This window comes from Citrobacter sp. MGH110, from assembly GCF_001037515.1.
GTDB lineage: Bacteria > Pseudomonadota > Gammaproteobacteria > Enterobacterales > Enterobacteriaceae > Citrobacter > Citrobacter portucalensis.
Genome location: NZ_KQ089831.1, coordinates 613,197 through 633,732 on the forward strand (window position 1 = coordinate 613,197; position 20,536 = coordinate 633,732).

General features: G+C 52.3%; 16 protein-coding genes. 10 read left to right on the top strand and 6 right to left on the bottom strand.

Annotated features, from left to right (window positions below):
* Window positions 1-2 precede the first annotated feature (2 nt).
* Together SK38_RS18970 and SK38_RS18975 are read left to right on the top strand one after the other, a co-directional pair.
* Window positions 3-356, top strand: coding sequence for a glycerol dehydratase reactivase beta/small subunit family protein (locus SK38_RS18970; protein WP_048225637.1), 354 nt, complete (start codon window positions 3-5; stop codon window positions 354-356).
* Window positions 357-887: a cob(I)yrinic acid a,c-diamide adenosyltransferase gene (locus tag SK38_RS18975; protein ID WP_048236802.1), complete on the top strand. Its 531-nt coding sequence runs from the start codon at window positions 357-359 to the stop codon at window positions 885-887.
* On the opposite strand, the gene dhaR is transcribed toward SK38_RS18975, so the two are convergent.
* Together dhaR and SK38_RS18985 are read right to left on the bottom strand one after the other, a co-directional pair.
* A complete protein-coding gene (gene dhaR, locus SK38_RS18980; RefSeq protein WP_043017717.1) occupies window positions 865-2,790 on the bottom strand; it encodes a dihydroxyacetone kinase operon transcriptional regulator DhaR in 1,926 nt (641 codons plus the stop codon). The two genes, SK38_RS18975 and dhaR, sit on opposite strands and share 23 nt — an antisense overlap.
* A 91-nt stretch (window positions 2,791-2,881) precedes the next feature.
* On the bottom strand, window positions 2,882-3,979 hold the full coding sequence (locus SK38_RS18985; protein ID WP_003024745.1) for a glycerol dehydrogenase: 1,098 nt from the start codon (window positions 3,977-3,979) through the stop codon (window positions 2,882-2,884).
* Between the two features lie 561 nt (window positions 3,980-4,540).
* On the opposite strand from SK38_RS18985, the gene SK38_RS18990 reads away from it, so the two are divergent.
* Window positions 4,541-6,199, top strand: a complete 1,659-nt coding sequence (locus tag SK38_RS18990) for a glycerone kinase (protein ID WP_048236803.1) — start codon at window positions 4,541-4,543, stop codon at window positions 6,197-6,199.
* Window positions 6,200-6,381: 182 nt separating this feature from the next.
* On the opposite strand, the gene cfa is transcribed toward SK38_RS18990, so the two are convergent.
* A complete protein-coding gene (gene cfa / locus SK38_RS18995) occupies window positions 6,382-7,536 on the bottom strand; it encodes a cyclopropane fatty acyl phospholipid synthase (RefSeq protein WP_048236804.1) in 1,155 nt (384 codons plus the stop codon).
* A 67-nt stretch (window positions 7,537-7,603) separates the two neighbouring features.
* On the opposite strand from cfa, the gene SK38_RS19000 reads away from it, so the two are divergent.
* Entirely contained in the window at window positions 7,604-8,452 is an 849-nt protein-coding gene (locus SK38_RS19000; RefSeq protein WP_020996343.1) for a helix-turn-helix domain-containing protein, read from the top strand.
* Here SK38_RS19000 and SK38_RS19005 read toward each other — a convergent pair whose 3' ends face one another.
* Window positions 8,453-9,226 (bottom strand): siderophore-interacting protein, encoded by a 774-nt coding sequence (locus SK38_RS19005; protein WP_048236806.1) that lies wholly within the window; start codon window positions 9,224-9,226, stop codon window positions 8,453-8,455.
* A 235-nt stretch (window positions 9,227-9,461) separates the two neighbouring features.
* On the opposite strand from SK38_RS19005, the gene SK38_RS19010 reads away from it, so the two are divergent.
* Complete coding sequence (locus SK38_RS19010; RefSeq protein WP_164091703.1) at window positions 9,462-10,145, top strand: PadR family transcriptional regulator; 684 nt, start codon at window positions 9,462-9,464, stop codon at window positions 10,143-10,145.
* A 53-nt stretch (window positions 10,146-10,198) separates the two neighbouring features.
* On the opposite strand, the gene SK38_RS19015 is transcribed toward SK38_RS19010, so the two are convergent.
* Window positions 10,199-11,719: a methyl-accepting chemotaxis protein gene (locus SK38_RS19015; protein ID WP_048236810.1), complete on the bottom strand. Its 1,521-nt coding sequence runs from the start codon at window positions 11,717-11,719 to the stop codon at window positions 10,199-10,201.
* A gap of 430 nt (window positions 11,720-12,149) precedes the next feature.
* Here SK38_RS19015 and ygjG point away from each other — a divergent pair, with 430 nt between their 5' ends.
* On the top strand, window positions 12,150-13,529 hold the full coding sequence (ygjG, locus tag SK38_RS19020; RefSeq protein WP_167371260.1) for a putrescine aminotransferase: 1,380 nt from the start codon (window positions 12,150-12,152) through the stop codon (window positions 13,527-13,529).
* Window positions 13,530-13,606: 77 nt separating this feature from the next.
* Here the strand turns inward: ygjG and SK38_RS19025 are convergent, their stop codons facing one another.
* Window positions 13,607-13,939, bottom strand: coding sequence for a tRNA-binding protein (locus SK38_RS19025; RefSeq protein ID WP_048236812.1), 333 nt, complete (start codon window positions 13,937-13,939; stop codon window positions 13,607-13,609).
* A 209-nt stretch (window positions 13,940-14,148) separates the two neighbouring features.
* Between SK38_RS19025 and ebgR the strand changes: the two genes are divergently transcribed.
* The 4 genes from ebgR (at window position 14,149) to SK38_RS19045 (ending at window position 20,377) form a co-directional block, all read left to right on the top strand.
* On the top strand, window positions 14,149-15,132 hold the full coding sequence (gene ebgR / locus SK38_RS19030; protein WP_032945068.1) for a transcriptional regulator EbgR: 984 nt from the start codon (window positions 14,149-14,151) through the stop codon (window positions 15,130-15,132).
* 207 nt (window positions 15,133-15,339) lie between these two features.
* On the top strand, window positions 15,340-18,432 hold the full coding sequence (ebgA, locus tag SK38_RS19035; RefSeq protein WP_048236814.1) for a beta-galactosidase subunit alpha: 3,093 nt from the start codon (window positions 15,340-15,342) through the stop codon (window positions 18,430-18,432).
* Complete coding sequence (locus SK38_RS19040; RefSeq protein ID WP_003828536.1) at window positions 18,429-18,878, top strand: beta-galactosidase subunit beta; 450 nt, start codon at window positions 18,429-18,431, stop codon at window positions 18,876-18,878. The genes ebgA and SK38_RS19040 overlap by 4 nt, the downstream gene beginning before the upstream one ends.
* 65 nt (window positions 18,879-18,943) lie before the next feature.
* Window positions 18,944-20,377 (top strand): amino acid permease, encoded by a 1,434-nt coding sequence (locus SK38_RS19045; RefSeq protein ID WP_003828538.1) that lies wholly within the window; start codon window positions 18,944-18,946, stop codon window positions 20,375-20,377.
* Window positions 20,378-20,536 lie beyond the last annotated feature (159 nt).

Consider the following 20,536-nt stretch of genomic DNA (forward strand, 5'->3'; position numbering starts at 1 on the left):
CAATGTCACTTTCATCACCGGGCGTACATCTGTTTTATCACTCACGCTGGCAGGATACTCGCGTGCTTGATGAGCTGTGCTGGGGACTGGAAGAGCAAGGCGTCCCTTGCCGGGCAATCTGTTGCGACGAGCATGACTGCGCGCTGGCATTGAGCAAACTTGCGGCCAAAAGCTCAACGCTACGTGTCGGTCTGGGTCTTAATGCCACGGGTGATATTGCTTTAACCCACGCCCAGTTGCCCGAGGATCGGGCGCTGATCCGTGGGCATATCCGCGCCGGAGCAGCCCAGCTTCGCGTCCTCGGCGCCAATGCCGGTCAACTGGTCAAAGTACTTCCCTTCAGCGAGATAAAATAAATGTATCGCATCTACACCCGAACCGGCGATAAAGGCACGACCGCGCTGTTTGGTGGCAGCCGTATCGACAAAGACGACATCCGCGTTGAGGCCTATGGCACGGTGGATGAACTGATTTCCCAGCTTGGCCTCTGCTATGCCAGCACGCACCAGGCTGAACTACGCCAGGATCTGCACGCCATGCAGAAGATGCTGTTTGTACTGGGTGCGGAACTCGCCAGCGATGAGAAAGGACTCGCTCGCTTACAACAGCTTATTGGCGATGAGGATATTCAGGCGCTGGAGCAGCTTATTGACCGCAATATGGCGCAAAGCGGCCCGCTCAAAGAGTTTGTTATTCCGGGGAAAAATCTGCCATCGGCACAGCTACACGTTGCGCGAACCCTAACCCGCCGACTGGAGCGGATCCTTATCGCGATGAGCAGAACGCTGACGTTACGCGATGAACCCAGGCGTTACATCAACCGACTGTCAGACGCGCTGTTCTCGATGGCGAGAATTGAAGAAACTACTCCAGATGCTTGCGCTTAAACTGGCTGGCATCAATATCGTATTGCTTCATCTTGCGCCACAAGGTAGTGCGACCAATGTTCAGCAGTTGCGACATCTCCTGTACGCGTCCGCTGGTGACGCGAGCAGCATGGATAATCGCCTCTTTTTCGATGGCGGTAAAGGTCAGGCTGGCTGGCAGCAGTGAAGACGCCGTCTCCAGACCAGGACGTTCGGCAAACAGATAATCCGGTAGATTGCTCAGCCGAATATGACCGTTATCACTGCTGATGGCGATGTTTTCGATAATGCTGTTCAGCTCAAAGTCATTGCCCGGCCACGAATAGGCCACCAGCTGTGCCAGCGCGTCGTCGTCGATCTTCAAACTGGATGAAAAGCGTTTTTTCAGGCTATTCAGCCGCGTATAAATCAGCGAGGGAATACTGTTACGCCGCGCCCGCAGCGGGGGGATCACTATCTCAAAAGAGTGCAGCGCGTAATACAGCTGACGGCTAAAGCGGTTTTGCTCCACCAGATTGGCGAGATCAACCGTGGTGGTGGCGATCACTTTGACATCCACCGGAATCAACCGACGGGCATCCAGGCGGGTTAATACCCCCTGCTTGATCACCTGTAACAGCGCGGATTGCAGCTCCGGCGCCAGATATTCAATTTTTTCCAGAAACAGCGTGCCGCCGTTCGCCAGTTCAAGACGGCTCAACCGGCCATTTTCATCGTCGGTGGGCGCACTGCCCATAAAATCCTGCCCCAGCACGCTGTTGGCATACAGCTGACAGTTCACGGCGATATACGGCCCGCTGGCGCGCTCGCTTTCATTGTGAATGGCCTGACTCAGCAGTTCCTTACCAACGCCCTCTTCTCCGCACAGCAGGATCGGGAAACTCCCCCTCGCCGCCTGGCGTCCAAAGTGGATCAAACGGCGGGTTTCCGGATCGTCAGTCGACATCTGCTCAAAGGTGTGGCTCACCTTGCCGAGCTGGCTGGTCATCAGCTGGCGCATTTGCTCCACCGGATGCAGCAGCAGGATAAAGCTGTTGCCCTGCTCCTCAACAATCGGTTTCAGGGTGATGACGGCATCAACAAACTGATGCTGGCTTTCAAAGGTAACTTCGACGTGATTCAGACCGCGGGCATGTTTGATCGCCCGGCGCAGCAGCATGGGGAGATTGAGCAGATCGTGAATATTTTTTCCCTGGCTGGCCTGCGCATCGAGATGCAAAAGCAGCGCCGCACGCGCATTGAGAAACTGCAATACGCCCTGTTCGTTCCAGGCCATCACACCATCATCCATACTTTCCAGCAGCCCGTACATCTGGTTCAGATGGCGGTTGGATTCAGCCAGCAGGCTGTCGGTCAGCAAAGAGTTGCCGACTTCTCTGGCTATCGCCAGCGTCAGGGATAAATCAGAAACGCACTCATGTTCCACCAGACAGCACAGCGAGATGGAGCCAAACAGTCGACCATGGTTATCGAAGACCGGCGTCGAGCAGAACGACCACGGATGCAGCGCCTGCTTAAAATGCTGATCGCCAGAGGTTTTTGTCGGCTGGCCCGGCATCGTCGCCAGCGACAGGGCACAACTGCCAATGATGCTTTCTGCACAGTAGCTGCCGTCACGAAACCCAAGCTCCGCCAACTGTTCCACCGTCTGCGGATCGCCGCAACGGCTGAGAATACAGGCTGATTCATCCAGAATCAGCAGCGCGCACGGGCGGCCGTCCATAAACTCCCAGGCATCTTCCAGCGCAGCCTGAGCAATCGTCAGCAACGCCGTCTTGCGACGACAAATCGACTCAAAGGTCAGCCCTTGCGCCTGATGCGGCGCCTGCCAGGTTTCCCGCTGCATAAACTTGCTGCAACGATGCCATGACTGGGCAATGACTGAAGAGACTTCCTTCCCGATGCTATGCGTGTGCGCCGTCATATCCCTTTCCGCTGTTTAACCATAGACAACCCCTCCGGCAGAGACTGTCAGAGGGGGAGAAGATGCCGGATAAAAACCTACCGACGACTGATTAACGCGCCAGCCACTGCTGTCCCAGCAGATCTGCCGTCAGAATAGCGGCATGTACGCTTTCAGGCGTTACCGGGAACGGCATATTGTGGATGGTTTCACCTTCTGCGCAGGTCGCTTTTGCCACCGCCATGATCTTGCCGTCAACGTCTTCTTTCACGCCCATTTCCGCTAACGTTACCGGCAGGCCTACTTTCTGACAGAAATTCAGCACGGTTTCGATCTCTTCCATCGGGCTGTTTTGCAGCACCAGTTGCGCCAGCGTACCAAAGGCGACTTTTTCACCGTGGTACAAATGGTGGCACTCTTCCAGAATCGTAAAGCCGTTGTGGATCGCATGCGCCCCTGCCAGACCGCTGCTTTCAAAGCCGATGCCGCTGAGGTAAGTGTTAGCTTCGACAATACGCTCCAGCGCATCGGTCACCACGCCGGCCTGCGCGGCAAAGCGTGCCTTCTCGCCTTCCGCCAGCAGGGTATCATAGCACAAGCGCGCCAGGCTCAGCGCCGCCACGGTGGACTGTCCGCCCGCCATGCTGGTCGCTCTGGCGTCATAACAGGCTTTCGCTTCAAACCAGGTCGAGAGCGCATCGCCCATCCCGGCCACCAGCAGACGTACCGGCGCTTTGGCAATGATTGCAGTGTCCATCACTACCATATCCGGGTTTTTCGGGTAGATCAGATACTCTTCAAACTCACCGGCTTCGGTATAGATAACGGACAGCGCGCTGGTTGGCGCATCGGTAGACGCGATAGTCGGGATCACCACCACCGGCAACTTCTGGTAGTAGCCAATCGCTTTGGCGGTATCCAGCGTTTTCCCACCACCAATCCCAACCACACCGCGGCAACCGTGCTGTTTCAGAATGGCAATCAGGCGATTAATTTCAACATGGCTACATTCACCGTTAAAGCGTTCCGCATGGCAGCTAATGTCGTGGCTGTGCAGGCCGTTGAGTACTTTCTCTCCCGCCAGCTTCATCACGAAGTCATCCGCAATCACGAAAAAGCTGTCCGCCAGATTTTTAGCGTATTGACCAAACAAGGTGGAAGCGTCAGGACCCTGGAGATATTTGGCTGGAGATTGAATAACTTTTAGCATTCCTTTCATCCTCAAATAAGTACATGTTTTTACATGGTGAGCCCTGGCGTTAACCTGTTTAGCCTGATGCTGACGGCGAAAACGGGAGGTACCGGAGCGATGCAATAACTGTATGGCGAGGCGTGCACAAAAAAATCTTTCGTCTTTTTGTTCTGATATGAAACAGATAAAAACGACACATGTTCCATATTGGAACACTTAACCATAAAAAATATAAGGTTTGCGATCCCGATCCGTTCATTTGCCGCCAAATCTCCGGCACAGACGAATCTCACTTTCTCTTTTACCCACTCACTTGCCAAAATACCGGTAAAAAAAAGCTGACAGTACCGTGTGACCTGCATTCATCGCGAGAGGAAAAAGTCGAGCGAGCTCGCATTGTGGTCGTTCACCGTTCTTTTAGGTTTCATTTCGGAACAAAAAACAATAACAACGTTCCGTAATGAAACTCATTTTAACGTTGTTTTTTTCCACGCTGACTTCGCCAGAATCTCTCTATCGCCTCCGCACCATGACCATGCTTCCGGGGGTTTGTCTTACACTCAACCTCAAGGAGCCGTTATGTCTCAATTCTTTTTTAATCAACGCACCCATCTCGTGAGCGACGTCATCGACGGTACGATTATCACCAGCCCGTGGAATAACCTGGCGCGTCTGGAAAGCGATCCGGCCATTCGCATCGTGGTCCGTCGTGACCTCAACAAAAATAACGTAGCGGTCATTTCCGGCGGCGGTTCAGGGCACGAACCCGCGCACGTTGGGTTTATCGGTAAAGGTATGCTAACCGCCGCAGTCTGTGGCGACGTGTTCGCTTCCCCGAGCGTAGATGCGGTACTGACCGCCATTCAGGCGGTAACCGGTGAGGCGGGCTGTTTGTTGATCGTGAAAAATTACACCGGTGACCGTCTTAATTTCGGTCTTGCCGCCGAGAAAGCCCGTCGCCTTGGTTACAACGTTGAAATGCTGATTGTCGGCGATGACATCTCCCTGCCGGATAACAAACACCCGCGCGGCATTGCGGGAACCATCCTGGTGCATAAAATCGCGGGCTATTTTGCCGAACGCGGCTACAACCTCGCCACCGTCCTGCGTGAAGCGCAATACGCGGCCAATAACACCTTCAGTCTGGGTGTTGCGCTTTCCAGCTGTCATTTGCCGCAAGAAACCGACGCCGCCCCACGTCATCATCCGGGCCACGCGGAGCTGGGTATGGGCATTCACGGCGAACCAGGCGCCTCGGTCATCGACACCCAGAACAGTGCGCAGGTGGTGAACCTGATGGTGGATAAACTGCTGGCTGCCCTGCCTGAAACCGGCCGTCTGGCGGTGATGATTAACAATCTTGGCGGCGTTTCTGTTGCCGAAATGGCCATCATTACCCGCGAACTGGCCAGCAGCCCGCTGCATCCGCGTATCGACTGGCTGATTGGCCCGGCCTCGCTGGTTACCGCACTGGATATGAAAGGCTTTTCGCTGACGGCCATCGTGCTGGAAGAGAGCATCGAAAAAGCGCTGCTCACAGAGGTGGAAACCAGTAACTGGCCGACGCCGGTCCCACCGCGTGAAATCAGCTGTGTACCGTCATCTCAGCGTAGCGCACGCGTGGAATTCCAGCCTTCGGCGAACGCCCTGGTGGCCGGGATTGTGGAGCTTGTCACCACAACCCTTTCCGATCTGGAGACACATCTTAATGCGCTTGATGCCAAAGTCGGCGATGGCGATACCGGTTCAACCTTTGCCGCAGGCGCGCGGGAAATTGCCAGCCTGCTGCATCGTCAGCAGTTGCCGCTGGATAACCTTGCCACGCTGTTTGCGCTGATTGGCGAATGTCTGACCGTGGTGATGGGCGGTTCCAGCGGTGTGCTGATGTCTATTTTCTTTACTGCCGCAGGGCAGAAACTGGAACAGGGAGCTAGCGTTGCCGAAGCCCTGAATACGGGACTGGCGCAGATGAAGTTCTACGGCGGCGCAGACGAAGGCGATCGCACCATGATTGATGCGCTGCAACCGGCCCTGACTTCGCTGCTCACGCAGCCGCAAAATCTGCAGGCCGCCTTCGACGCCGCGCAAGCGGGAGCCGAACAAACCTGTTTGTCGAGCAAAGCCAATGCGGGTCGCGCATCGTATCTGAGCAGTGAAAGCCTGCTCGGAAATATGGACCCCGGCGCGCACGCCGTCGCGATGGTATTTAAAGCGCTGGCAGAGAGTGAATTGGGTTAAGCCATAAATGCCGGATAAGGCGCTTGCGCCGCCATCCGGCAAAGATACGCCTGATGCGCTGCGCTTATCAGGCCTACGAGTACAAACCTATGTAGGCCGGATAAGGCTTTTCTACGCTTATCAAGCCTGCGAGTGCAAACCTTTGTAGGCCGGATAAGGCAACGCCGCCATCCGGCAGTGCGTTAACGATAAACGCGGATGCCGCCCTCTACGCCGCGACTAAACAGCACCTGCCAAAGCTCAATATCTCTGGCGCGGAAAGCCCCGGCGCAGGCACATAAATAATAATTAAACATTCTTCTGAAGGTGGCGGAGTAACGTGAAGACAGCTCCGGCCAGGCCTGATTAAAGCGCTCATGCCAGGCCATCAGCGTTTTATCATAATCGCTGCCGAAGTTATGCCAGTCCTCCATCACAAACCGTGATTCGCTGGCCTCGGCAATATGGGAAATTGCCGGTAAGCAACCGTTCGGGAAAATGTATTTATTGATCCACGGATCGACGCTCATCCCTTTTTTATTGCTGCCAATAGTATGCAGCAGGAACAGTCCGTCCGGTTTTAAACAACGGTCGGCGATGCTGAAATAGGTGTCGTAGTTTTTCGGCCCGACATGTTCAAACATCCCCACGGACACAATGCGATCGTAGTGTTTATCAAGATCGCGATAATCCTGCAGCAGAATGTTAACGTCCAGCCCTTCACAGCGCTGCTGCGCCATTTTCTGCTGCTCTTTGGAAATGGTAACGCCTTCTACCGCCACGCCATAATGACGCGCCGCATATTCTGCCAACCCGCCCCATCCACAACCGATATCGAGTAAACGCATACCCGACTTAAGCTGCAGCTTCTCGCAGATCATTTTTAATTTGGCATTTTGCGCTTCGTCTAATGTGGTCGCGTCTTTCCAGTAACCGCAGGAATATTGCATATGCGGATCAAGCATCAGCGCAAAGAGATCGTTACCAATATCATAATGTTCTTTACCGACGATCCATGCACGGCTACGTGACTGCAAATTAAACAGGCGTGCGCTGGCAATGCGTAAAATATCTTTCAGATTACCTGGCATCTGCTGGTCGAGTTTTGCTTTCAGGATTTTGCAGAACAGAATATCGAGCCGTTCGCAGTCCCACCAGCCTTCCATATAGCTTTCGCCAAGCCCTAACGAGCCTTGTTGCAATACCCGTTTAAAGAAACCGGTATGATGAAGTTGAATGTCCCAGGCGCGCGAGCCATTAATTCTGATATCCGCTTGCGAAAGCAGCTCTTTTCCCATTCGGGTCCAGTTATCATTTGTTTCATTGACGATGACAGCATCTGAACAAAGCGAGTTCATGGTATTTACCAAAAGTGGACTAAAAATTATTACGCAAGATTATTATGGAAAAAAGAGTGTATGTATTATGATCCGCGGACAAGATCTATCGAACAGCGGACACACCATCGGGAGCATTGACGATTCATTTATGGAAACTCTCGCGCAAAAACAGTGGAACTCCTTCCCGGATAACTCCATGACCGAACTGCCGCAGGACGTATTCTTTCGCTCTTATGTCCTGGAAGCCAACCACCATGTACCGCAGCATTCACACTCTTTTATGCAGTTTCATTTCGCCCGCAAAGGCAGCATGCGCATTGATGTTGCCGGTAAGTGCTGGATAATCCCGGCGCATTATGGCATCTGGATCCCAAATAATACGGAGCATGCGGTTTGGGCATTAGATGATGTATATTTAGAAAATCTGGATATTAAACCGGGTTTTCTTGAAGAGAGCATCAATGAATGCAAAGTAGTGGCTATCAGTGATTTCGCCAGAGAGTTTATTCATTACGCCACGAATTCAATTTCAGGCCATTATGATAGTCAGTCAAAAGAGGGCAAGCTGGTTAGTGTGCTGGTCGATATTATTCTGCAACTCCCGGAAGTCGCTTTTGTATTACCCTGGCCGCAGGATCGCGAATTAACCAAAGTCTGCCGAACAATACAAGAATCCCCCGCACTGGAGCATTCGGTTGAATACTGGGCGCAGCATTTGGGTATGTCTGCCCGTACCTTTTCACGCCATTTCAAAAAAGAAACCGGATTGCCTTTCAGCGTCTGGAAGCAAAAAATGCGAATACTTGAATCGGTATTAATGCTGAAGAAAAATAAAAGCGTAACCGCCGTGGCACTCGACGTTGGGTATTCAAGCACCGCGGCATTTAGCTACGCATTCCGCCAGGCGTTTGGCGTTCCGCCCTCTAATTACTGATTAACGGCGTTGATGCCAGTAAGCCGCTGCACGAACCCGTTGCTGATCGAACGCCTCGGTTTCAAAACGAGCACTCAGGTTTTTGACCACCTTGCCTTCGCCGGTGATCCAGATGAAATAATCGTCTGCGGGCACGCTTAGCCGCGATAAGTGTTCATTCACCGCCTGCTCGTCATGGCCGATAAACCACTGAAGAGTAAATCCGTCGAGATGGGCAAAATAGTCCTGGTAGGCTGCATCCTGCACGCTAACCAGCGCCGTGACGTGCGGACGTACCGCCAAACGGCTGAGCGACTCCAGGCGTCGGCGCAACGCGGGCATTCCCGACTCATCACACACGTAAACCTGATACGCATAATCCTCTGGCACCACCAAAGAACCGCGCGGTCCGCCGATCGTCAGCTTGTCACCCTCACGGGCATTCATCGCCCATGTACTTGCCACGCCGCCGTCATGAATATAGAAATCCAGTGCCAGCTCATGGCGCGCTTCGTCATACAACGGCGTGTAGTCACGGGATAACGGACGTACACCGTCAGCCCAGACAATGCCTTCATCGGTGACGACAGGTGGTACAAAGTTGCTGCCCGGTTCAGGGAAAAAGACCTTGGTATGGTCGTCAAAGCCGCGTGAGCTAAAACCGTCCAGAGCGTCACCGCCCAGTACAATACGCTGAAAACCCGCGCTAATACGCTCTACGCGCAGGACAGTAAGTTCTCGAAAACGCAGTTCATTGCGAACGCGCTGTGGGTAGCGTGAGGTGTTTTTTGTCATTTTTTCGCCTTGTGAAGATAATACGATATATCTAAATTTATTTTTTAAATGATAATGATTGCTAATCAAAAATATTGCAAGCATTTTTTGATATAGTTAAATTATGATTATCCGGCTATCACACGCATTTAAAAACAGTTAATAATCATCGCGTTATACAGGATATAATTTGTAGACTTGCAAACTGATAATCTTTAGATATAAATTAGATATATCTAAATAACATCAGGAGACGATGATGCAAAACCATCATGAAGGTTGCTGTAAGCACACAGAGCACCAACACGAAGGCTGCTGCAAGGGTGAAGGACATCACCATGAAGGCCGCCACAACGAGCACCATGCAGGTTGCTGCAAAGGTGAAGAACATCGCCATGAAGGCTGTAACAAAGAACATCACCACGAGCAGGGTTGCGGACATCGCCACGGTCGTGGTGGCGGCGGAGGGGGTCGTCGTCAGCGGTTCTTCGGCCACGGCGAATTACGCCTGGTGATTCTGGATATCTTGACCCGCGACGCCAGCCACGGCTATGAGCTGATTAAAGCGATTGAAACCCTGACCCAGGGTAATTACACCCCAAGCCCGGGCGTTATCTATCCAACGCTGGATTTCTTGCAGGATCAGGCACTGATCACCGTCAGCGACGAGGAAGGTGGGCGTAAACAGATTGCGATCACGACTCAGGGCCAGCAGTGGCTGGATGAGAACCGTGAACATCTGGAACATATCCACGAACGGATTAAAGCCCGCTGCGTGGGTTTTGAATTACGCAAAAATCCACAGATGAAACGCGCGCTGGAAAACTTCAAAGCCGTGCTGGATCTACGCGTCAATCATGGTGATACCAGCGATGCGCAGATCAAAAAAATCATCGGTATTATCGATCGCGCTGCACTGGATATTACTCAGCTGGATTAATCTGCACAGCAGGCGGAACCCGTATGCCCAACGTTCCGCCTGTATTTTTAGTATTAATGCAGCACCGTAACCGCATCTTCCAGACGACCCGCGCGATGTTTCACCATCGCGGAAATCTGCGCACTCTCTTCAACCAGTTCGGCGTTTTTCTGTGTAATGTTGCTCAGCTCATTCACCGCACGGGTCAGGCTGGAAAGACCATCTGACTGTTCCAGCGTGGAGTGGCTGATTTGGGCGATCAGCTGAGTGACGTTTTGTACCTGCGCCACAATATCGTCCATCGTGCGTCCTGCGGCGTGAACCTGGTCAGATCCGGACTGCACCTTGTCAGCGCTGGCATCAATCAACTTGCGGATATCATTGGCTGCACTGGCGCTACGGCTAGCAAGATGACGTACTTCTCCCGCCACCACGGCGAACCCTTTCCCTTGCTCGCCCGCCCGCGCGGCTTCAACAGCGGCATTCAAAGCCAGAATGTTGGTCTGGAAGGCAATATCGTTAATCAGCGTCGTAATGGTGCCGATCCGCTGGGTGCTGTTGGCGATATCGTCCATGGTTTTGATGACGGTATCCATCGCCTCACCGCCGTGCGTTGCCGCGCTACTGGCGGCAATAGAGAGCTTATCGGCCGCGGCGGCGGTCTCTGAGTTTTGTTTCACCGATGCTGCCATCTGATTCATGGTGGTCACCGTTTCCTGCACGTTCTCGACAGTCTGCTGCGTATGCTTGTTTAAATCATCGCTGCCTTTCGCCAGCGTTTCGCTGTCGCTGCGCACGCAACTCACCTGGCTGGAGACGTCGTGAATGAGCCAGCGACACATTAATCCAAGTTGGCCCACTGCTCGTAGCATCAGGCCCAGTTCATCACTACGGTTAAGATGCGACACGCTGTTCCGCTCACCGGTCGCCACTTTCAGCGCCTGACGGGTGACATTCTCAATAGGACGCACAATCTGCCATTCGAAAATAGCCGTTCCAAAAAGCATCACCAACGCGCTCATCAGCAGTAACGGCCATTCGGCGCCCATCTGCTGCAATGTGGCCGCTAGCAGGACAAACATGAATGCCATCACGCTGCGTACCCGCCAGCGAATCGGCATCGCCGGCAGTTTACCCAGCCAGCCTTTGCGTACCACCAGCCCTTTATGAATACGTCGGTTGCAACGTCCTTCGTTCAGCGCTTTATACAAAGGCTCTACCGCCGCAATTTCCTCGTCAGTAGCCCGGGTACGAATCGACATATACCCGGTCACGCGTCCTTCCCGCACCATCGGCACCGCATTGGCCCTCACCCAGTAGTGATCGCCATTCTTACGCCGGTTTTTCACAATCCCGCTCCATGGCTCGCCCTGCTTCAGGGTGTACCACATATCCGCAAACGCCGCTTTTGGCATATCCGGATGACGAACCTGATTGTGCGGCTTATCGAGCAATTCATTCAGCTGATAGCCACTGACCTGGACAAATGTATCGTTCGCATGGGTGATATAGCTTTGTAAATCGGTGGTAGACATGAGGGTGATATCATCATCCAGCGGTGTATTTTGCTGACTAACGTAGGGATGAGAAGACATGATTGCGTCCTGTGCAGGTTATCTGGTTGTTAACTCTTTCGGCTTATGTTATTTCGGCGATAATTTTTTTATCTTTAGTTGTTAAATTTGATTTAGATCGCAATTTGCGATTAAACCTCAAAATCTGTACGCATTCTAATCCATTGATTTAAAATACTTTCATCTAGTAACTATTCAACGTCACTTCTACCAGCGCACCGTCACAGTGCAAATATTGCCCATTTTTAGCGCAAATTTGCGTTTATTCGATCTGTTTTCAGGCTCCTTACTTGGGCAAAATGCCAGCAAATGTTAAATCGCGGCATTAAATGTTGCGTAAATGAGATGTTTCCTGGTGTTTATCCCGATTTTTGCTAAGCGCGCCGGAATGGCGCAATCCCTGCAATACTTAATTCAGTATCATGTGATACGCGAGCTCCGGGAGCATATTTTGAACAGGTTACCTTCCAGCGCATCGGCCCTGGCCTGCAGCGCACACGCACTGAATCTCATCGAAAAGCGCACGCTTGATCATGAGGAAATGAAATCGTTAAACCGAGAGGTGATTGAGTACTTCAAGGAGCATGTCAATCCGGGGTTCTTAGAGTATCGAAAATCTGTAACTGCAGGCGGGGATTACGGAGCCGTAGAGTGGCAAGCGGGAAGCCTGAATACGCTTGTCGACACCCAGGGGCAGGAGTTCGTCGATTGCCTGGGTGGTTTTGGAATTTTCAACGTGGGGCACCGTAATCCAGTCGTGGTTTCCGCCGTACAGAATCAACTCGCGAAACAACCTCTGCACAGCCAGGAGTTACTTGACCCTCTGCGGGCCATGCTGGCAAAAACCCTCGCCGCACTGGCGCCCGGTAAACTGAAATACAGTTTTTTCTGTAACAGCGGGACCGAGTCGGTTGAAGCCGCCCTGAAGCTGGCGAAAGCATATCAATCGCCGCGCGGTAAATTTACGTTTATTGCCACCAGCGGCGCATTCCACGGTAAATCACTGGGCGCGCTGTCCGCTACGGCTAAATCCACCTTCCGTAAACCTTTTATGCCGCTGCTGCCGGGCTTCCGTCATGTGCCGTTTGGCGATATTAACGCAATGCGCACCATGCTCAGCGAGTGTAAAAAGACCGGTGACGATGTCGCAGCTGTGATCCTCGAGCCGATCCAGGGTGAAGGAGGAGTGATCCTGCCGCCGCAAGGTTATTTGACCGCCGTTCGTAAACTTTGCGATGAGTTTGGCGCGCTGATGATCCTTGACGAAGTGCAAACCGGCATGGGGCGTACCGGCAAGATGTTCGCCTGCGAACACGAAAACGTGCAACCCGACATTATGTGCCTGGCCAAAGCGTTGGGCGGCGGTGTGATGCCAATTGGCGCGACCATTGCCACCGAAGAGGTGTTCTCCGTCCTGTTCGACAATCCTTTCCTGCATACCACCACGTTTGGCGGCAACCCGCTCGCTTGTGCAGCTGCGCTGGCCACCATTAACGTCCTGCTGGAGCAAAATTTACCGGCTCAGGCGGAGCAGAAAGGCGATATGTTGCTGGATGGTTTCCGCCAGCTTGCGCGGGAATATCCGGACCTGGTGCATGATGTACGCGGTAAGGGAATGCTGATGGCGATTGAGTTTGTCGATAATGAAATCGGCTACAACTTTGCCAGTGAGATGTTCCGCCAGCGGGTGCTGGTTGCCGGCACGCTTAATAATGCAAAGACGATCCGCATCGAACCACCGTTGACGTTAACGATCGAGCAATGCGATCTGGTATTGCGATCGACGCGCAAAGCCCTGGCAGCATTACGGGTGAGCGTGGAGCAAATGTAACAACCTTACCCGGCCTATAGAAGACACTCTTTTGTAGGCCGGATAAGGCGTAGCCGCCATCCGGCAATTAACCTAACTTAAACAATCCGCACACCAGCAGGCATAAGGCGTTCTGGCGTTAACAGTACGCTTTCGCTGCCATCGTCGGTTTCCGCGCACAGCAGCATGCACTCTGATATCTCACCGCGCATTTTGGCCTTTTGCAGATTACACAGCACCACCACCGTTTTGCCCATCAACTCCTCTTCACTGTAGTAAGGCACCAGGCTGGTTACGGTTTGCAGCGTACGCTCTCCCACATCTACCTGTACGATATACAGCTTATCGGCATTGTCATGGCGCTTTACCTGTGCGATTTTTCCAACACGTATTTCCATTCGGGCAAAATCAGCAAATGCGACGGTATCCATTATTTTCTCCTTTAGTAAAATTTTACTAAATACTAGCAAAATATTTTCCGGGCATTGTTCTTAAAAGCGGGAAAATGACGTACTCATCACACTCTGAAAGCCCAGTTTTACCCCGAGCATGTCAATTAATCATGCTTTTTTTACTGAAAACAGATGAATAGATAAGCACTTCATTTACAATGCGCAGGTAACTCAGGGAAAAGGCAAACATGGCAACACTTAAAGACATCGCAATCGAAGCTGGCGTGTCCCTGGCGACAGTGTCCCGGGTTTTAAACGATGACCCCACGCTGAATGTAAAAGAAGAGACTAAGCATCGCATTCTGGAGATCGCGGAAAAGCTGGAGTACAAAACCAGCAGCGCCCGAAAGAACCAGACCAGCGCGCTCGGCCCCCAGCATATTCTGGCGCTCTACAGCTATCAGCAAGATTTGGAAATCAACGATCCTTACTACCTCGCGATCCGCCATGGGATTGAAACCCAGTGTGAGAAACTCGGGATCGAACTGACCAACTGCTATGAGCACAGTGGTCTGCCGGAGAGCAAACACATTACCGGCATTCTTATTGTCGGCAAACCTTCTCCCGCTCTGCGCGAGGCGGCAACAGCGCTTACCGACAACATCTGCTTTATCGATTTCCATGAATCCGGCAGCGAATATGATGCCGTCGATATCGATCTGGCACGCATCAGCAAAGAGAGCATCGACTTCTTCATTGCCCAGGGCGTCACCCGCATTGGTTTCATCGGTGGCGAAGACCAGCCAGGCAAGGCCGATATCCGCGAAGCCGCGTTTGTCGAATACGGTCGTCTGCAGCAGGTCGTTTCTGAACAGGATATCTATCGCGGCGGTTTCTCCAGTTCATCAGGCTATGAACTGGCTAAAGAAATGCTGGCGAAACCCGACTATCCCAGCGCCCTGTTTGTGGCTTCAGACTCGATTGCCATTGGCGTTCTGCGCGCCATCCACGAGCGTGGTCTGAATATTCCGCAGGATATTTCGCTGATTAGCGTTAATGATATCCCAACGGCGCGTTTCACCTTTCCTCCGCTTTCCACCGTTCGCATTCATTCGGAAATGATGGGCAGTCAGGGCGTCAACCTGCTGTTCGAAAAAGCCCGTGACGGGCGTGCGCTCCCCCTGCTGGTTTTTGTTCCCAGCAAGCTGAAACTGCGCGGCACCACCCGCTGAAATCCCCCGTTAACCCGCCCGGTTTCTTCTGATGCCGGGCGCGCATTGTCATGCATTCTTTTCCGCGTCCGAATTATTTTCGTGATCCAGTTAAAGTAAATCACCTCACCCGCTATATTTTAGTAAAACTTTTACTAAAATCACCATCAATTACACTTACCCACCATTACAATGAATGGTTCCGATTTTTCTCCACCGGGAGGCCTTATGAATCGCTGGGAAAACATTCAGCTCACCCACGAAAATCGACTGGCGCCACGCGCATATTTTTTCTCTTACGACTCCGTTGCGCAGGCTCGCTCGTTTGCCCGCGAAACCAGCAGTCTCTTTCAGCTGCTAAGCGGTCAGTGGAATTTTCAGTTCTTTGAGCATCCGCTGCAGGTGCCGGAAGCCTTTACGTCGCAGTTTATGAGTGACTGGGGCAGCATCACCGTCCCCGGCATGTGGCAGATGGAAGGACACGGCAAGCTGCAGTATACCGACGAAGGTTTTCCTTTCCCGATTGATGTCCCCTACGTTCCGACCAATAACCCCACCGGGGCCTATCAGCGTATTTTCACCCTCAGCGAAGGCTGGCAGGGCAAACAGACGCTGATTAAGTTTGATGGCGTAGAAACCTACTTCGAAGTTTACGTGAATGGTCAGTACGTTGGCTTCAGCAAAGGCAGCCGCCTGACGGCCGAATTTGATATCAGCGCGGTGGTGAAGACCGGTGATAACCTGCTGTGCGTTCGCGTAATGCAATGGGCTGATTCCACCTACGTTGAAGACCAGGATATGTGGTGGTCGGCGGGAATTTTCCGCGACGTCTATCTGGTCGGCAAACAGGCGACCCACATTCAGGATTTTACCGTTCGCACCGAGTTCGATGATGACTATCGCGACGCCACCCTCTCCTGCGACATTGCGCTGGAAAACCTGGCCTCCACGCCAGCGATAGCGTCGCTCGAATACACCTTGTTTGACGGTGAGAAGGCGCTGCATAGCGGTGTGATTAACACCCTGAAGGTGGATAAACAAACGCAGACCGCTTTTCATTTCAAGGTTAGCGCGCCGCAGCAGTGGTCTGCGGAATCGCCGTATCTCTACCATCTGGTGATGACGCTGAAAGATGCCAGCGGCAACATCCTTGAGGTCGTGCCACAGCGCGTTGGATTCCGCGATATTAAAGTTCGCGACGGTCTGTTTTACATCAATAACCGCTACGTGATGCTGCATGGCGTTAACCGCCACGATAACGATCATCTTAAGGGCCGCGCGGTCGGTATGGATCGCGTTGAAAAAGATCTGCTGTTAATGAAGCAGCACAACATCAACTCCGTACGCACCGCCCATTACCCGAACGATCCGCGTTTCTATGAATTGTGCGATATCTACGGCCTGTTCGTGATGGCCGAAACAGACGTTGAATCTCACGGCTTCGCCAATATCGGCGATATCAGTCGGATCACCGACGATCCACTGTGGGAAAATGTCTACGTTGAGCGCATCGTGCGCCACGTCCATGCGCAGAAAAATCACCCTTCGATCATCATCTGGTCGCTCGGTAACGAATCCGGATACGGCTGTAACATCCGCGCCATGTATCACGCTGCGAAAGCGCTGGATGACACGCGTCTGATCCATTACGAAGAAGATCGTGACGCTGAAGTGGTGGATATCATCTCCACCATGTACACCCGCGTGCCGCTGATGAATGAGTTTGGTGAATATCCGCATCCTAAACCGCGCATCATCTGTGAATATGCTCACGCCATGGGCAACGGTCCCGGCGGGCTAACGGAATATCAGAACGTCTTCTATCAGCATGATTGCATTCAGGGGCACTATGTCTGGGAGTGGTGCGATCACGGGATTCAGGCTAAAGATGACGACGGCAACGTCTGGTACAAATATGGCGGCGACTACGGCGACTATCCGAACAACTACAACTTCTGCCTTGATGGCCTGATTTATTCCGATCAAACCCCAGGACCGGGACTGAAAGAGTACAAGCAGGTAATTGCGCCGGTGAAAGTGCGCGCACAGGATCTGGCCCGCGGCGAGCTACGGGTAGAAAACAAACTCTGGTTCACCACGCTTGACGACTACACCTTGCATATTGAGGTTCGCGCCGAAGGAGATACGCTCTCTGTTCAGCAGATAAAACTGCGCGACGTTCCTCCCAACAGCGACGCGCTGCTGCAATGCGCACTGCCGGAGCTGGATGCGCGCGAAGCGTTCCTTAACGTCACCGTGACGAAAGATTCCCGTACGTCATACAGCGAAGCCGGGCATCACATCGCGACTTATCAGTTCCCGCTGAAGGCCAGAACGGCGGCTGCCGTACCGTTTAGCCTGCAAAACGCCAACCCTCTGACGCTGGAAGACAGCCGCCAGAGCTGCACCGTTCGCGGTTATAACTTCCATCTGACCTTCTCAAAGCTGACCGGTAAACCGATCGCCTGGAACGTCAATGGCGAAGAGCTGATTACCCGCGAGCCGAAGATTAATTTCTTCAAACCGACCATTGATAACCACAAGCAAGAGTTCGAAGGCCTCTGGCAGCCGAATCATTTACAGATTATGCAGGAGCATCTGCGCGAGTTTACCCTTGAGCAAACCGATGATGCGCTGCTGATAACCAGCCAGACCATTATCGCCCCGCCGGTATTCGATTTCGGTATGCGCTGCACCTATCGCTGGCGTATTGCCGCGGACGGTCAGCTGAATGTGGAACTTTCTGGCCAGCCTTACGGCGAGTACCGGGACATTATTCCGTGCATCGGTTTCACGATGGGTATCAACGGTGATTTGGGCCAGGTGGCGTATTACGGACGTGGTCCAGGTGAAAACTATGCCGATAGCCAGCAGGCCAACATCATCGACATCTGGCGCAGCAGCGTGGATGAGATGTTCGAAAATTATCCTTTCCCGCAAAACAACGGCAATCGTCAGGACGTGCGCTGGGCAACGCTAACCAACCGCCACGGCAACGGTCTGCTGGTGGTTCCGCAGCGCCCTGTCAACCTGAGCGCCTGGCGCTATACGCCAGAAAATATCTTTGCCGCACAACACTGCAACGCGCTACAGCGTAGCGATGACATCACCCTGAATCTGGACCACCAGTTGCTGGGCTTAGGTTCCAACTCGTGGGGAAGTGAAGTACTCGATTCCTGGCGCGTCTGGTTTACGTCATTCAGCTACGGCTTCACGTTGTTGCCGGTTTCCGGCAGCGAATCTGGCGCTCAAACCACCGCCAACCGCGCCTTTGGCACCGGGTTCTTTTCCACGAATATGCACAGCGAGAATACAAAATGAGGATCATCGACAACTTAGAGCAGTTCCAGCAACGCTATGCTTCAGGTCGGAAATGGCAACGCTGCGTCGAGGCTATTGAAAATATTGACAATATTCAGCCAGGCGTCGCCCACTCTATCGGTGATTCCCTGAGCTACCGCGTGGAGACAGACTCCGCGACCGATGCGCTGTTTACCGGTCATCGTCGTTATTTTGAGATCCATTACTACCTGCAAGGGCAGCAAAAAATAGAGTATGCCGCCAAAGAGGATCTCCAGGTGGTTGAATATTATCGCGATGAAACCGATCGCGAATATCTGAAAGGTTGTGGAAAAACCGTCGAAGTGCACGAAGGACAAATGGTTATTTGTGACAACCATGAAGCCTATCGTTTTATTTGTAATAACGCAGTGAAAAAAGTCGTACTCAAAGTCACCATCGAAGATGGTTATTTTCATAATAAATAAAAACACAGGCGGCGCCGACGTTGCGCCGCCAGTACCCTATAATAATCAGGAATCGGAGATGTGCTATGTCTGATACCAAACGTAATACCATCGGCAAGTTCGGCTTACTTTCACTCACCTTTGCCGCGGTTTATAGTTTTAATAACGTAATCAACAATAATATTGAGCTTGGTCTGGCATCCGCACCGATGTTTTTCCTCGCGACGATTTTCTACTTTATTCCGTTTTGCTTAATCATCGCCGAATTTGTTTCGCTGAATAAAAACTCCGAAGCCGGTGTCTACGCATGGGTAAAAAGTTCGCTGGGTGGACGTTGGGCATTTATTACTGCCTACACCTACTGGTTCGTTAACCTGTTCTTTTTTACCTCGCTTTTGCCCCGCGTTATTGCCTACGCCTCATATGCTTTTTTAGGCTACGAATACATTCTGACGCCGTTCGCAACCACCGTGTTAAGTATGGTGCTGTTTGCCTTCTCCACCTGGGTTTCGACCAATGGTGCAAAAATGTTAGGGCCGATTACCTCGGTCACCTCCACGTTGATGCTGCTGCTGACGCTGTCCTATATTTTACTGGCAGGTACGGCGCTGGTTGGCGGCGTACAGCCTGCTGACCCTATCACCGTAGACGCAATGATCCCGAATTTTAACTGGGCCTTCCTCGGTATCACCACCTGGATTTTTATGGCGGCAGGCGGCGCGGAGTCGGTGGCGGTTTACGTCAACGACGTCAAGGGCGGCTCCAAATCGTTCGTGAAGGTCATTATCATTGCCGGAATTTTTATCGGCGTGCTCTATTCCATCTCCTCGGTGTTGATTAACGTCTTCGTCAGCAGCAAAGAGCTGAAGTTTACCGGTGGATCGGTGCAGGTATTCCACGGCCTGGCGGCATATTTCGGCCTGCCGGAGCTGGTCGTTAACCGCTTTGTCGGCCTGGTCTCCTTTACCGCGATGTTCGGCTCCCTGCTGATGTGGACCGCAACGCCGGTGAAGATCTTCTTCTCTGAAATTCCGGCGGGTATTTTCGGTAAAAAAACCGTCGAACTGAATGAAAACGGCGTCCCGGCCCGTGCAGCATGGATCCAGTTCCTGATCGTTATCCCGCTGATGATTATCCCGACGCTCGGCTCCAATACCGTGCAGGATTTAATGAACACTATCATCAACATGACCGCCGCCGCCTCGATGCTGCCGCCGCTGTTTATTATGCTGGCTTACCTGAATCTGCGTGCAAAACTGGACCACTTACCGCGCGACTTCCGTATGGGTTCGCAAAAAACCGGCATTGTTGTAGTGTCGATGCTGATCGTTCTTTTCACCATCGGATTTATTGCCTCTACCTTCCCAACCGGCGGCAATATCATGACCATTATTTTCTATAACGTCGGTGGGATTGTTATTTTCCTCGGTTTTGCCTGGTGGAAATACAGTAAATATATCAAAGGGCTAACCAAAGAAGAAAAAGCTATTGAGGCAGCCCCTGCTTCAGATATCAATTAATGACTAAAACATAATAACAATAAACAATATTCTCCAAGGCTATAACCAAAATAATTCGAGTTGCATGAAGGCGGCAAGTGAGTGAATTCCCAGGAGCATAGATAACTATGTGACTGGGGTGAACGAACGTAGCTAACGCACATGCAGCTTGAAGTATGA

Coding starts and splice junctions, on each gene's coding strand:
- SK38_RS19010 (WP_164091703.1), top strand. CDS start 9,462: ATGATGCAAAACCATCATGAAGGTTGCTGTAAGCACACAGAGCACCAA.
- SK38_RS19025 (WP_048236812.1), bottom strand. CDS start 13,939: ATGGATACCGTCGCATTTGCTGATTTTGCCCGAATGGAAATACGTGTT.
- ebgR (WP_032945068.1), top strand. CDS start 14,149: ATGGCAACACTTAAAGACATCGCAATCGAAGCTGGCGTGTCCCTGGCG.
- SK38_RS18990 (WP_048236803.1), top strand. CDS start 4,541: ATGTCTCAATTCTTTTTTAATCAACGCACCCATCTCGTGAGCGACGTC.
- SK38_RS18975 (WP_048236802.1), top strand. CDS start 357: ATGTATCGCATCTACACCCGAACCGGCGATAAAGGCACGACCGCGCTG.
- SK38_RS18970 (WP_048225637.1), top strand. CDS start 3: ATGTCACTTTCATCACCGGGCGTACATCTGTTTTATCACTCACGCTGG.
- SK38_RS19005 (WP_048236806.1), bottom strand. CDS start 9,226: ATGACAAAAAACACCTCACGCTACCCACAGCGCGTTCGCAATGAACTG.
- SK38_RS19015 (WP_048236810.1), bottom strand. CDS start 11,719: ATGTCTTCTCATCCCTACGTTAGTCAGCAAAATACACCGCTGGATGAT.
- ebgA (WP_048236814.1), top strand. CDS start 15,340: ATGAATCGCTGGGAAAACATTCAGCTCACCCACGAAAATCGACTGGCG.
- cfa (WP_048236804.1), bottom strand. CDS start 7,536: ATGAACTCGCTTTGTTCAGATGCTGTCATCGTCAATGAAACAAATGAT.
- SK38_RS19040 (WP_003828536.1), top strand. CDS start 18,429: ATGAGGATCATCGACAACTTAGAGCAGTTCCAGCAACGCTATGCTTCA.
- dhaR (WP_043017717.1), bottom strand. CDS start 2,790: ATGACGGCGCACACGCATAGCATCGGGAAGGAAGTCTCTTCAGTCATT.
- SK38_RS18985 (WP_003024745.1), bottom strand. CDS start 3,979: ATGCTAAAAGTTATTCAATCTCCAGCCAAATATCTCCAGGGTCCTGAC.
- SK38_RS19045 (WP_003828538.1), top strand. CDS start 18,944: ATGTCTGATACCAAACGTAATACCATCGGCAAGTTCGGCTTACTTTCA.
- SK38_RS19000 (WP_020996343.1), top strand. CDS start 7,604: ATGATCCGCGGACAAGATCTATCGAACAGCGGACACACCATCGGGAGC.